Below are 12,177 nucleotides of genomic sequence, written 5' to 3'. Positions count from 1 at the left end.
CAGTCCCAAGATCGTCCTCAGCCAAACATCAAGATCGACCGGACAGGCCCTAGGCCAACATCGGGAAGGACCATCCCCGCGTGCGCGGGGCCGACGCGCATCGGCGACGTGCCGAGTGTCGGGCGGGCGGACCATCCCCGCGTGCGCGGGGCCGACATGCACTCCGCGTACGTCCGCAGGGCCCGCCGGGGACCATCCCCGCGTGCGCGGGGCCGACACGAGAGGAACCCTGATGTCCACGATCCACACGGGACCATCCCCGCGTGCGCGGGGCCGACGGATCCACCAGGCCATAAGGGTGTTCTCCTCAGGGACCATCCCCGCGTGCGCGGGGCCGACAGGTGGCGAGTCCAGCCGTGAGGGTCTTAGCGGGGGACCATCCCCGCGTGCGCGGGGCCGACGGCATCCGATCGCCAAGCGCTGGTACGAGTCACGGACCATCCCCGCGTGCGCGGGGCCGACGTGTCGACCAGGTTGCGGAACCACTCGAACCGCGGACCATCCCCGCGTGCGCGGGGCCGACAAGAAACAAGTGGCCGCCCGTGGGCGCCCGGGGGGACCATCCCCGCGTGCGCGGGGCCGACACTTGCTGACCTGCGAGTCTATGACGACGAGGCCGCGTTTTCATTTAGTTGGATCTGCAAACCCTCAGCCCGGGCGGCAGCCTCGTAGGTACCACCGTGTCAAGGTTCTGGCAGCATGGGGCGGCGATGGACACGCCCCGTGAGCCGTACTGGTGCGACCCGCACCCCGCCGACATCGACCTGCTGCCCAGGGACGGGCGTCGCCACCTCGGGGTTCTGGAGCAGGTCGTGCGCCGGCAGTGGGATCCGGCCCGCGGCAACCCGCCCGACGAGGTGATCGCGGCGATCGATCGGCTTGCGGCTCTGCCCGGCCCGATCGCCTCGCAGGTCGCCGAGGTGCTCACCGGTGGGCTGTGGGTCGGGATCGGCCCTGTCCCAGGGCTGAATCACTTCGGGCGCCTCGCCGGGCAGCCCGTCCGCCCGGGGACGAGCACGACGTGGGACCAGGTGCCGGGCGTGACCGACTGGGAAACCCGCACCATGGCGGTCGGCACCGGCGACCATGTGAGCGCCTCCCTTGTCGATCATGAGATCGGCCACGTCATGGAGCGCCGTCGCCGAGCGGCCGAGTCCGCCGAGTGGCAAACGATCATGTTTCGATGCCGCCCGCTGCTGATCGTGGATCGCTGGCTCGATCCGCTGGAGTGGTGGGCGGAGGCCTGGGCGCTGGTCATCACCGGGCAGTTCCCCAGGCTCATCCGGACTCTGAGCGGCCACGAGCCGGTCGCTGAAATCGTCGCCAGGTACTATGTGAGGCACTTCGGGCTGGAGGTGTGATGGCGCAGGCGGTGCTCAAGGCCGGACGGTTGCTGCTGCCGCACGACGCCGGATGCGGCGCCTCCGAGATCACCCCGGACGATCCGCGCTATGCGGACCTGCGCGCCGACGCCGTCGTGGACGAAGAGCTCAACGGCACCCCCGAGGAGAACGCGGCCATCGCCGCCAAGTGGCGCCGCAAGTGGGCGCTGGAGGAACGCCGCTCCGCGTAGTCGCTGTATCACATCACGCCACGTTGATCGTTGACCTGTATCAACGGTGGCTTAGGAGCCCACTGCGCGGCAACGGTCGACAAGCTGCGGGTCAAGTCCAGCGGAGTGGTAATGAGGCGGCCTCCACGTGATCCTGTTTCTGCAGGTTAAGCGGTGAGTTCTCGGTTGCGTCCGTGGGATCTGGTGCGGCGCCGCCGATGACGCGCAGTCTGGCTTCGGCCAGGCATTCCAGGCCCACGTACCGGCGGCCCTCGGCCTACTCGTCGGTCCGCTCCATCAGCACCGCACCTACGAGGCGAAGCATCGCGGCGTGGTCGGGAAGATCCCGACCACGCCGGTGCGCCGCCGGATCTCCTTGTTCGGCCGCTCTTGCAGGTTGTTGGACAGACCCGTCGGCAGATCTGCCGCGGGAAGCCAGTGAAGGCCAGCAGGTCGTTTCGGGCGATGCCCAGATGCTCGGCGGCCTCGGGGTGCTTGGCCTCCAGCGACGCGACGGACTGACTCCGGATTGGGTGTGACCACCTCGGGCTCATCGATCAGTAGGTCTCAGCTCCCTGCGAAGAGGGTGGCTTCTTCTCCCGGTCTGGCGGCGCAGCTTGCCTCACCGTGGCGCGAACCGCAACCCGCAGGGGGTTGCGGCTCGCCGCCCCGGCGAGGCGGGCTTGCGCCGAACCGGGAGAGTAGAAGCCACCCTCTCCCGACATCGCAGGTAAGGGGGGACGTGCACGTGACCGCTATCGACGATCATGCAGAGCCTTAGGCCCGTTGCTAGCTGTAGAAGGGCTTACCGACGGTCAACCTCCGCCGCTGTGGAGACCGTCCCCGCGTGCGCGGGGCCGACTCCGGGTCGATCGACATCAGGGCGTCCCGGATCGGACCATCCCCGCGTGCGCGGGGCCGACGACCACGCCCACGGGGGCAGAGAGACCAACTCGAGAACCATCCCCGCGTGCGCGGGGCCGACCCAGCATGGCAGAGATTGACGAGCTGGCCCGGAGAACCATCCCCGCGTGCGCGGGGCCGACGTCTCAAGCCCGAACGACAGGCCCGTGGTCACGGAACCATCCCCGCGTGCGCGGGGCCGACTTCACCCCGCGCTTGAGGGCGTCGAACGCGGGCGAACCATCCCCGCGTGCGCGGGGCCGACGGGCCGCGCATCTCGGTCGGCAAAACCGTGACCGAACCATCCCCGCGTGCGCGGGGCCGACTCGCCGCGTCGGTGGCGTCCCCGTCCCGGCCGAGAACCATCCCCGCGTGCGCGGGGCCGACGCGATGAAGAACGCGATCAGGCTGGCGATGGTCGAACCATCCCCGCGTGCGCGGGGCCGACCCGGCGGACTCCCGTACTCTGATGGCGGGTGACGAACCATCCCCGCGTGCGCGGGGCCGACCCATCCGCCGCTGCGGTGGAGCTGGCCTGCCTGGAACCATCCCCGCGTGCGCGGGGCCGACTCTACCGATGCCGCCACCCCGACTGCCCAACGCGAACCATCCCCGCGTGCGCGGGGCCGACGCGTCCCGCCGCGCCAGGGCCCGCGCCGAGGAGGAACCATCCCCGCGTGCGCGGGGCCGACTCGACCGTCTACAACAACGGGATCCGTCCGACCGAACCATCCCCGCGTGCGCGGGGCCGACCGGTCTGCGGGGTCTCGTCGGTCTCGGACATGGGAACCATCCCCGCGTGCGCGGGGCCGACCGGGCTTCTCGCGCACGCGCGCGCGCGGACTGAGAACCATCCCCGCGTGCGCGGGGCCGACCGGCGACGTGGCCAGCGCCACAGCGATCGAGGCGAACCATCCCCGCGTGCGCGGGGCCGACACTTGCTGACCTGGGAGTCTATGACGGCGAAGCCGGTTTTTCATTCGGTTGGAAATGGCAACTCAGTGGCTGCGGGGGCCGAGGTGGACCGATTTGGACGCCGCAGCAGATGGGCCACCGGTCATGTACGCCGCTTACCGCGGTCGCCGCCATGACCGTGCATCTGGGGCAGACGGCTGGAAGGAGAGACTGACACGAAGCGAACCTCTTGTCGGCCAGTTCATCGGCGCGCCCCGTTCCTGCAGGGACGGGGCGCCCTTCATTTCGTCCCCCGTTGAGCGAAGGAGCGTGGAAGATGTTCCTGTCCTCGACCCCCATCGTCGTGCGGACGGCCGCGGACGCCATCGCCCTGGTGCCCTACCTCCTCGGGTTCGTCCCCTCCGAAGACCTGGTGATGGTCGGGCTGGGCGGCTCCCTGCGCACCGTGGCATACCGCGTCGACCTGCCCGCCGCCGGCGACGAGGACACCGTCGATGCGATGGCCGAGCACCTGGCCCGCCTTGCGCGACGCAACCGGATCGCCCGGGCGCTGCTGGTCGGGTACGGGCCGAGCGAACGCGTCGTTCCGGTCGCCGCGGCGGTCACCGGCCGGGTGTCCGCCTGCGGTGTGGAGGTCATCGACGCCTTTCGTGTGCATGAGGGACGGTGGTGGTCCCTCACCTGCACCGGCGGATGCTGCCCGCCCGAGGGCCGCCCCTACGACCCATCGACCAGCGTTGCGGCGGTGGACGCCGTCATCCGCGGCCTGGCGGCCTTGCCCGACCGGGCCGCGCTGGCCGCGTCGGTCGCCGCGGTGACCGGACCTGCCCGCCGGGCCGTGCGGAAGGCCACCGCCGTCTGGGAGCAGCGGTATCTGCGCGCGTCCCGCAGTGACCCTGCCGGGACCCGCCACCGCATGGTCACCGACGGGATCCCGCTGGTGGCCGAGCTGGCCGAACGAGTGCGCGCCCAGGGCCCGGCGCCGAGCGACTCGGAGGTCGCCCGGCTCGGCGTCCTGCTGACCTGCCTGCGGGTGCGGGACGAGGCGTGGATCCGCATCGACGGCGATGACAGGTCGGTGCTGCTGCGCCACGTGGACTTCTGGCGGGACGTGCTGCGCCGGGTCGAGGAGCCGTACGCGGCCGCACCGGCCGGCCTGCTGGCGTACGCGGCCTACATCAGCGGGGACGGCGCGTTGGCCAACGTCGCCCTGGATCGTGCGCGCACCGCCGACCCCGGCTATTCCATGGCCGCTCTGCTGCGCGACGTGCTGGCCGCCGGCCTGCCCCCGGACCAGGCCCGCCTCCGGATCACACCGGAGGAGCTGGCCGACATGTACGCCGCCACCGAGAACCGCCCCGCCACCTGACCTGGCCGCCGTGAACGCCCGCAGGCCGCGGCGGCCCTCGCACTACATCGACTCACTACGCGGAAAGGAGCGCTGGTGGGAACCAGAGGGTTCATCGCCTTCGTCGTCGACGCCACGGAGAAGACCGCCTACAACCACTGGGACAGCTACCCCCAGGGGCTCGGCCTCGAAGTTCTCGGCTGGCTGCGGGCCGCCAGCGACAGCATCGACGCCCTGCGCGAGCGCGCCCGCGCGCTGCGCGTGGTGGACCCCGACAGCGAGCCGACCCCGGCCGACATCGCCCGCCTGACCAGGTGTCTCGGCCCTGGTGCGGCCACCGGTCGGCTGGACGACTGGCACATGCTGCTGCGCCAGACCGAGGGCCGGCCTCACCTGATGCTCGAGGTCGGGGTCATCGAGGACGCCGGCGACTTCCCGCTGGACTCGCTGTACGCCGAGTGGGGATACGTGATCGACCTGGACGCCGAGACGTTCGAGGTCTACCGCGGCTTCCAGACCGCCCCGCACGGCAAAGGCCGGTTCGCCCACCGGGCCGCCGACAGCCCGCAGCGGGTCACGTCGTCCACCTACTACCCCGTCGCACTGGTCACCGGCTGGGCACTGAACGCACTGCCCAGCGACACCGCCTTTCTGAACGCTCTCAGCGGCGGCCGGGGTGACGACGAGGGGGCACCGTGAACCGTCGCAGCTGATCGGCTTCTTGGTCCTCCCGCCGCCGTTTCCCCTGGCGGCGGGCTTTTCCATGTCCGCCGAAAGGAAGGGATCCGGATGTCACGGGAAAGCCTGCAGTGGCTGAACCAGAACACGCTGATCGGGTTCACCGACCAGCGCGGGCACGCCTGGCACTACCGCGCCGGCGAGCAGGGCGGGGAACCCAACCACTATCCCGGCCCGATTCCGGTGAGGGACGTGATCCGCCGCCTGTTCGGCTGGCAGCCGGTCGAGGGCACCGTGGAGAGCGCCTTCATCACCGAGGACGGGGTCACCCGGGTCACCGACACCGCGCGCAAGGCCATCATCCGGCCCGACACCGGCGCCATCCTGGGCGTCTTCAAGCAGGGCTACCAGATCCACGACTACGCGCAGTGGCTGGTCGACAACGTGGCGACCCTGCTGGACGACGATCTGGCGATCGGGTCGGCCGGCCTGCTGCGCGGCGGCGCGGTCGCCTGGGTGCAGGTCGAGGTGCCCGAGACGTGCACCACCGACGAGGGGGTGGCGTTCCGGCCGTTCCTGCTGGCGGCCTCGTCGCTGGACGGCTCTCTCAAGACGACCTATCGGCGCGGCGCGACCGTGGTGGTCTGCGACAACACCCTGTCGGCGGCGCTGAACGAGTCCGGCGCCTGGCAGATCAAGATCAAGCACTCGTCCAACTCCCTGGGGCGGATCACCAGGGCGCGGGAGGCGCTGGGCATCGTGCACCGGGTCGCCGACGACTTCGCCGCCCAGGTCAGGGCCCTGTGCCGGGTCGAGGTCACCGACCGCCAGTGGGACCGGTTCCTGACCGAGCTCGTCCCGGTCCCGCCCGAGCAGGGCCGCAGCCGGACCCTGGCCGAACGCCGCCGCGAGGCGCTGACCGCCCTGTGGCGGCACGATCCGCGGGTCAGCCCCTGGCGCGGCACCGCCTACGGGGTGGTCGCGGCGGTCAACACCTACACCCATCACGAGCAGTCCGTCCGCGGCGCGCACCGGGCCGAGCGCAACATGCTGCGCGCCGTCACCGGCGAGTTCGACCAGCTCGACCGCGAGACCCTCAGCGTACTGGACCGCGTTCTGGACGGCGCGTTCACCCGCTGACCGTCGTCCCATGCGGTGCGGCCCGGGTGCACTCCGGGCCGCACCGCACGGTGGCCCTTGCCTTCGCTTCCGCTCTCAACAAGGCCGCCGCCTGTCCTTCTCGAACCGTCATCTCACGGAGACGCCCGATGACCGCTACCGAGTTCGCCGTCCGTGTCACCCGTGACGGGGAGACCGCGATCGTCCCCGTCCGCGACGAGGCCGCCGCGCTGGAGACGGTCGCGGAGTTCCTGGAGTACGGCGTCGAAGCCGCTCCACTGGTCCGCACCGTCACCGCATGGCGTCTGGACGAGGACGCGCTGGCCCGCGCCCGCCTCATCGCCGCCCGCAGGCACGTCCGGCACATCGCCGAACTGCGCCGGGAGGACGAGCTGCGGCAGGACCAGGCGCTGGCCGCGCTGCGCCCGTTCGCCCCGGCCATGAGCGAGTCCGACCGCGCCGCGCGGCTGGAGGAGCTGCTGTCCGAGCTCGACCACCGGGACGGGATCCGGCACGGCGACCATGACGCGTTGCCGGACGACGCCGAACGCCGCGTCGACGAGGCCGCCGACAGGCTGATCGCCGAGCCGGCCTTCGATCGCTCATGCAAGCCCGGAGCGTCGACGTCCGGCTGAGGAGAGTCGCATGGCCTCCGCGAATGCTCGCATCCGTGGCGACCGCAGCCCTGCCCCGCACAACCCGTCCCGGGGCACTTCACCACTGCGGCGACGGCCTATGGACGATCGGCGCGCGCGGCCGTTCAGGGGAGCCCGCGGCTCGGCCGCTTCCGGCCGCCCCGCACCGGCGTCGGAGGTCCCTCCCCCACGTCCTGCCCCGCCACCGCATCGGCTGGCCTCTGGAGCGCGGACCTCCTTCGTTCCCGGGCAGCTGCTGCGCGTGATCGCCACCTGTCCGAACTTCGGTCCCCGGTCCCGCCATCGGCGTCCGCTGCGCCGGGTGGAGCAGGGAACCGTCGGCCAGTACCTCTACACCGCCACCCGCAGGAACATCGGCGAGGTCGCCGTGCTCCGCCTGGTGAAGCAGCACCGCATCGTCATGGTGCGCACCGACGTCCTGGCGCCGTACGAGCCCGCCCTCGCCCCTGCGATCCGCGATGCGGCGCAGTGAGCAGCGTGCCCACTGCGTCTGCTGCATGGGCCCGTCCCTTCGGGGCGGGCCCTTCCTTCTTTCGTCCCTGTCGTCTCTGGCGACCCGTACCTGTCGGAGGGAGTCATGGCCATCGGAGACACCGAGATCACCCTGGCGGGCAACCTGGTGCAGGAGCCCGCGTTGAGGTTCACGCCCACCGGGCAGGCCATCGCCACCTTCCGGGTGGCCTCGACGTCCCGCCTGTTCGACCGCCAGACGGGCGAGTGGCGGGACGGCGATTCCCTGTTCCTCACCTGCTCGGCGTGGCGTCAGACCGCCGAGAACCTGACCGAGTCGGGACTGGCGAAGGGCGATCGGGTGATCGTGCACGGCCGTCTGCGGCAGCGGTCCTACGAGGCCAAGGACGGCACTCCCCGCACCGCGTACGAGATCGATGTCCTCGACGTCGGCCCGTCCCTGCGCAACGCCGTTGCCAAGGTGACCAGGATCCAACGCCACACCGCCACGACCGGCGGCGTCGGCAATGCGGCGGGCACGGCCGATGCTCCCCGGACGCCCGCCGACGACCCGTGGGCGTCACCGCCGAGCACCGACACCGACGACGAACCGCCGTTCTAGACCACCGGGCGCGACCGCGTCCCGGTCGGCACGACTGCGCCGATCCACGCCCTGATCCCCCTGTGCGCTGTGGCCCGCCGCGTGCGGGCCACAGCGCCGTCTCATGCCCAGGAGACCACGACCGTGACCACTGGCACCGACCCCGCTCACCACGGCACCGGTACCGAGCCCCGCGTCGACCGTCCCGTCGGCACCGGTCGGCCTGACGCGGATTCGCTGGAGCACTGGCGCGCGGTGGCCTTGACACAGGCCGCGCGGCTGCGCGCCAACTCCGCGCACATCCGGGCCCTGATCGCCGAACGGGACTCCGACGAGCCGATGCGGGCGTGCATCCGGCACGGCGAGCGGCTCACCCGCCTGTCGAACGAACTGCACGAGAAGAGCATCGAGCACGATCGGCTGGACCAGGCCCGCGCCATCCTCGCCACGGCACTGGTGGACCTGCGGTTTCTGCCGCCGAAGCACGTCGAAACCCGTCTCACCGCCGAGGCCGTGGCCACATGGTGCAAGCAAGTCCGCGACCAGGCCGCCCGCGCCGCCGACGGCATCCGCGAACCGACGAAACCGAGGCCACCGGCCGAACCCTTCACGCCGCCCGGCGAGCAGGACGACGCACCGACACGGGTGGAGTACTGGAAGCAGATCGCCCAGCGGCAGACCGCCCGGCTGGAGACCTATCCCCGGCGCGTAGCCGAGCTGGAGGCCGAACTGCACGCCGACTACCTTCGCCGGGCCAGCTGCGAGTACCACCGCCAGGAGCTCGACCACCTGGGCGGCCTGCTCACCCGGATCGGCCACCAGCTGGACACCGCACGGCGCGCCTATCGGTTTCTCGATGCCGCTTTCGACGACCTCCATGAGCGCGCACTCCGCCAGGAAGTGGTGCTGACCCCCGGAACCGAACTGCCGCGGTGGGCCGAGCGCATCGGCGACCGCGCCCATCGCATCTGGCAACGCTGACCCGCACCGTAGGCGACCGCACGCTCCGGGTGACCATGAAGAGCGTGACGAAACTCGCTGCGGCGCCAACGGGTCGAGCGAGCGGTACGGGCGGCCCGCCGACGGTCTGCGTCTTGGCAAGTCGGCGGTGGGCAGCGGCACGGCGGGGTGATGATGACGAACCCGTCGAACAAGGCCACCTTTTCGGCCCAGCGGCGGGGTGTACTCGCCCGCGTACCGGCCGAAGGAGGGCGGCATGCCCTCGGCCAGGTGCGGCAGCGGGAATTGCGCAGGTCGACGAGCTCGAACTCGGCGTCATCGCGCTTGGCGGCCGGCTCGAACGCCCAGCGTGCCACCTGCTCGCCGACGCGGTTCGGGCGGGTGCTGTTAAAGATGAAGCCGATGCGGGGCGCGGTCTATGTCTCCTGGGGAACCGGACGTCCTGGCAAGACGGGCGTCCGCACGGGCGAAGGCGTTACGCGCCGGGTGCGGGCTCGTGAACGGTGCGCCGCACCTTGACCTCGCGGTCGTGGGTGTAAGGCAGGCCCTCCAGGTTGAAGCTCCATGACAGCGTGGGGGTGATGCGCATGTAGGGGGCGGTCCCGAGCTGACCCTGGCGCTCGACGAGCTCGGCCTCGCCGTAGACGCGCAGGTAGCGCGGGATCCACGGGTCGACTGACGGCAGGTCGTCGATGACGATGGCGACCTTGCGGTTGCCGGCCCGCACGTTGCGGAACTTGCGGGTCCTGGTCGGGTTGAAGCCGCCCACGTACAGGTGGGTGCCGTCGAACTCGAAGCCCACCGGCACCACGTCCGGCTGGCCGTCGGCGCCGACGGTGGCGAGCCGGGCCAGCCGCTGGGAGCGCAGGTAGGCGATCTCTTCGTCGTTGAAGGACATGCTCCAGGTCTCCTTGATCGGATACGCGTCGGATGTACCGTTGTTAACGAAGTGAACTGTATGTGGCATTGACTGTATGTGACGTGTACTATATGGTCGTGCCCACAACGGGGGCAAAACGATCACGGCGACGACTTGCGCGCCGCGACCTCGGCGGTCCGGTCGCGGATGGCCGCCAGCGGCTCCAATTGCCGAACGTGTTGCCCCCGCGCTCGCCTGTCGTCAAATTGGCTGTGGGGCATCGGCTGATGTGGATCAGCCGGTCTCGGACAAGCACATCCAGCGGCGGCGCAGCGTCGTCGAAGGCTGCTTCGACCGCGTCGGGCAGTGGCGGGGCACCGCCACCCGCCACTACAGGACCGCCGGGTCCTTCCGCGCCGTCGTCACGTCGGCCGCCCTGCCGATGTGGCCATGACACTTTGAAAACGACACGGCCTTAAGGGTGTGTCCGGTGGATCTTGGCGGCCGCGTGTCCGCCTCCGATACAGCAGCCCCGCCGACACCGCAAAGCAGTCGAGTCGGCCCGAGGCAAGGTGCGACACCGGCCACCACCGGGCCGGAGCAACCCGGCCACTGCGGTCCACCATGATCCACCGGACACGTCCTAGCCCACCCTGTGCTGTTCGGTCATCCGGATGGTGGAGCATTCCCGCGTGCGCGGGGCCGACCCGAACGCGTCACCGACCCCGGACAGGGCGACCGGACCATCCCCGCGTGCGCGGGGCCGACTCCACCGTGCCGCCGGAACGTCCGAACATCGAGGGACCATCCCCGCGTGCGCGGGGCCGACACCCGGTAGTAGCGGAAGCCCGGCCTCGCCGGCGGACCATCCCCGCGTGCGCGGGGCCGACATCCTGCGGCACTTCACCCGGTCGCTGACACCCGGACCATCCCCGCGTGCGCGGGGCCGACCCTGCGCGGATGTGTCCGGCACGGTGCGTGAGCGGACCATCCCCGCATGCGCGGGGCCGACCGCCGCCGCGGCTGTCGACGGCGGTCAGGTCGAGGACCATCCCCGCGTGCGCGGGGCCGACACCGACTGCCTGCTGCTCGGCGCGTTCTGGTCGGGACCATCCCCGCGTGCGCGGGGCCGACTAGTGGTAGCGGGCGGAGCGGCTGTCTACATGCGGACCATCCCCGCGTGCGCGGGGCCGACGGAAGCGTTCCCGGCCTGGCCAGGTACAGCACCGGACCATCCCCGCGTGCGCGGGGCCGACGAGCTCCTGGGCGTGCCGGTCGGCGGCCCGGTGGGACCATCCCCGCGTGCGCGGGGCCGACGTGGCATGACGTACACCCTCATGGACTGGTTCTGGACCATCCCCGCGTGCGCGGGGCCGACCCAGGCCGCGGCAGGGGTCAACGGCGCCAGACGGGACCATCCCCGCGTGCGCGGGGCCGACTCCATGACGGCGCCGCTGCACTCGTTCATCGGGGGACCATCCCCGCGTGCGCGGGGCCGACCGCTCGTGGCGGATCCGCCAGTGCACGCGCCTGGGACCATCCCCGCGTGCGCGGGGCCGACTGGCACCTCGCCCGCACCACCAGCGGGCCCGTGGGACCATCCCCGCGTGCGCGGGGCCGACCCGGCCGCCGAACCTCGACCGCGGCGCCTGACAGGACCATCCCCGCGTGCGCGGGGCCGACTTCAGGGCGGGGTAAGCCCGGATCCGGCCCGCGGACCATCCCCGCGTGCGCGGGGCCGACCGCGTCCGCGGTGTCGTCCTCGTCGCCGAGCAGGGACCATCCCCGCGTGCGCGGGGCCGACGGCCCGGCGGCCTGGGCGCCGGTCCGGACGTACGGACCATCCCCGCGTGCGCGGGGCCGACGCGGTGGCCGGGATCGGGTCGGCCACGAGTCGCGGACCATCCCCGCGTGCGCGGGGCCGACGGACTGCGTGGCACGGCAAAGGTCGGCCCTCTAGGACCATCCCCGCGTGCGCGGGGCCGACGGTGGCGATGTACTCGCCGTCGCTGTCGGGGGCGGACCATCCCCGCGTGCGCGGGGCCGACTCGGTGACCAGCAGCGGCGCGCCGTCCGGCCCTGGACCATCCCCGCGTGCGCGGGGCCGACACTTGCTGACCTGGGAGTCTATAGCGG

11 protein-coding genes, 2 pseudogenes and 3 CRISPR repeat arrays are annotated in these 12,177 nt (G+C 71.6%); of the genes and pseudogenes, 10 read left to right on the top strand and 3 right to left on the bottom strand.

Translation table 11 applies throughout. The annotated features are described in order from the left end of the window. Window positions 1-67 precede the first annotated feature (67 nt). A CRISPR array of direct repeats spans window positions 68-584; the repeat unit is 28 nt; unit sequence GGACCATCCCCGCGTGCGCGGGGCCGAC. Window positions 585-710: 126 nt separating this feature from the next. Both ABD879_RS29890 and ABD879_RS29885 read left to right on the top strand, forming a co-directional pair. Further along, window positions 711-1,361, top strand: a complete 651-nt coding sequence (locus tag ABD879_RS29890) for a hypothetical protein (RefSeq protein ID WP_345025067.1) — start codon at window positions 711-713, stop codon at window positions 1,359-1,361. Next, on the top strand, window positions 1,361-1,573 hold the full coding sequence (locus ABD879_RS29885; protein ID WP_345025065.1) for a hypothetical protein: 213 nt from the start codon (window positions 1,361-1,363) through the stop codon (window positions 1,571-1,573). Before ABD879_RS29890 ends, ABD879_RS29885 begins: the two co-directional genes overlap by 1 nt. Before the next feature lie 146 nt (window positions 1,574-1,719). On the opposite strand, the pseudogene ABD879_RS29880 reads toward ABD879_RS29885, so the two are convergent. Beyond that, window positions 1,720-2,061, bottom strand: a pseudogene (locus ABD879_RS29880) (transposase); the annotation flags it as partial. Window positions 2,062-2,386: 325 nt separating this feature from the next. After that, window positions 2,387-3,391: a CRISPR direct-repeat array (repeat unit 28 nt; unit sequence GAACCATCCCCGCGTGCGCGGGGCCGAC). A 295-nt stretch (window positions 3,392-3,686) separates the two neighbouring features. Between ABD879_RS29880 and ABD879_RS29875 the strand changes: the two are divergent. From ABD879_RS29875 to ABD879_RS29845, 7 genes are all read left to right on the top strand, one after another. Then, window positions 3,687-4,739: a DUF4192 domain-containing protein gene (locus ABD879_RS29875; RefSeq protein ID WP_345025064.1), complete on the top strand. Its 1,053-nt coding sequence runs from the start codon at window positions 3,687-3,689 to the stop codon at window positions 4,737-4,739. 75 nt (window positions 4,740-4,814) lie between these two features. Next, on the top strand, window positions 4,815-5,417 hold the full coding sequence (locus ABD879_RS29870) for a hypothetical protein (protein ID WP_345025063.1): 603 nt from the start codon (window positions 4,815-4,817) through the stop codon (window positions 5,415-5,417). A gap of 90 nt (window positions 5,418-5,507) precedes the next feature. Next, complete coding sequence (locus ABD879_RS29865) at window positions 5,508-6,536, top strand: DUF932 domain-containing protein (protein ID WP_345025062.1); 1,029 nt, start codon at window positions 5,508-5,510, stop codon at window positions 6,534-6,536. A 128-nt stretch (window positions 6,537-6,664) separates the two neighbouring features. Beyond that, entirely contained in the window at window positions 6,665-7,150 is a 486-nt protein-coding gene (locus ABD879_RS29860; RefSeq protein WP_345025061.1) for a hypothetical protein, read from the top strand. Window positions 7,151-7,472: 322 nt separating this feature from the next. Continuing rightward, window positions 7,473-7,643, top strand: a complete 171-nt coding sequence (locus ABD879_RS29855) for a hypothetical protein (protein WP_345025060.1) — start codon at window positions 7,473-7,475, stop codon at window positions 7,641-7,643. 105 nt (window positions 7,644-7,748) lie between these two features. Beyond that, on the top strand, window positions 7,749-8,243 hold the full coding sequence (locus tag ABD879_RS29850) for a single-stranded DNA-binding protein (RefSeq protein ID WP_345025059.1): 495 nt from the start codon (window positions 7,749-7,751) through the stop codon (window positions 8,241-8,243). Between the two features lie 69 nt (window positions 8,244-8,312). Then, a complete protein-coding gene (locus ABD879_RS29845; protein ID WP_345025058.1) occupies window positions 8,313-9,203 on the top strand; it encodes a hypothetical protein in 891 nt (296 codons plus the stop codon). A gap of 155 nt (window positions 9,204-9,358) precedes the next feature. Here the strand turns inward: ABD879_RS29845 and ABD879_RS33080 are convergent. Next, window positions 9,359-9,577 (bottom strand): annotated as a pseudogene (locus tag ABD879_RS33080) (NADPH-dependent FMN reductase); the annotation flags it as partial. An 80-nt stretch (window positions 9,578-9,657) separates the two neighbouring features. Then, on the bottom strand, window positions 9,658-10,080 hold the full coding sequence (locus ABD879_RS29840) for a PPOX class F420-dependent oxidoreductase (protein WP_345025056.1): 423 nt from the start codon (window positions 10,078-10,080) through the stop codon (window positions 9,658-9,660). 250 nt (window positions 10,081-10,330) lie between these two features. Here ABD879_RS29840 and ABD879_RS29835 point away from each other — a divergent pair, with 250 nt between their 5' ends. Beyond that, entirely contained in the window at window positions 10,331-10,495 is a 165-nt protein-coding gene (locus ABD879_RS29835) for a hypothetical protein (RefSeq protein ID WP_345025055.1), read from the top strand. A 225-nt stretch (window positions 10,496-10,720) separates the two neighbouring features. After that, window positions 10,721-12,150: a CRISPR direct-repeat array (repeat unit 28 nt; unit sequence GGACCATCCCCGCGTGCGCGGGGCCGAC). Window positions 12,151-12,177 lie beyond the last annotated feature (27 nt).

The sequence above is a fragment of the Actinomadura keratinilytica genome (genome assembly GCF_039539665.1).
In the GTDB taxonomy this organism is placed as follows: Bacteria; Actinomycetota; Actinomycetes; order Streptosporangiales; family Streptosporangiaceae; genus Spirillospora; species Spirillospora keratinilytica.
The sequence above is the reverse complement of the archived record's forward strand: the minus strand, read 5'-3'. Positions and strand labels throughout refer to the sequence as shown.

Coding starts and splice junctions, on each gene's coding strand:
- ABD879_RS29850 (WP_345025059.1), top strand. CDS start 7,749: ATGGCCATCGGAGACACCGAGATCACCCTGGCGGGCAACCTGGTGCAG.
- ABD879_RS29860 (WP_345025061.1), top strand. CDS start 6,665: ATGACCGCTACCGAGTTCGCCGTCCGTGTCACCCGTGACGGGGAGACC.
- ABD879_RS29875 (WP_345025064.1), top strand. CDS start 3,687: ATGTTCCTGTCCTCGACCCCCATCGTCGTGCGGACGGCCGCGGACGCC.
- ABD879_RS29865 (WP_345025062.1), top strand. CDS start 5,508: ATGTCACGGGAAAGCCTGCAGTGGCTGAACCAGAACACGCTGATCGGG.
- ABD879_RS29890 (WP_345025067.1), top strand. CDS start 711: ATGGACACGCCCCGTGAGCCGTACTGGTGCGACCCGCACCCCGCCGAC.
- ABD879_RS29885 (WP_345025065.1), top strand. CDS start 1,361: ATGGCGCAGGCGGTGCTCAAGGCCGGACGGTTGCTGCTGCCGCACGAC.
- ABD879_RS29840 (WP_345025056.1), bottom strand. CDS start 10,080: ATGTCCTTCAACGACGAAGAGATCGCCTACCTGCGCTCCCAGCGGCTG.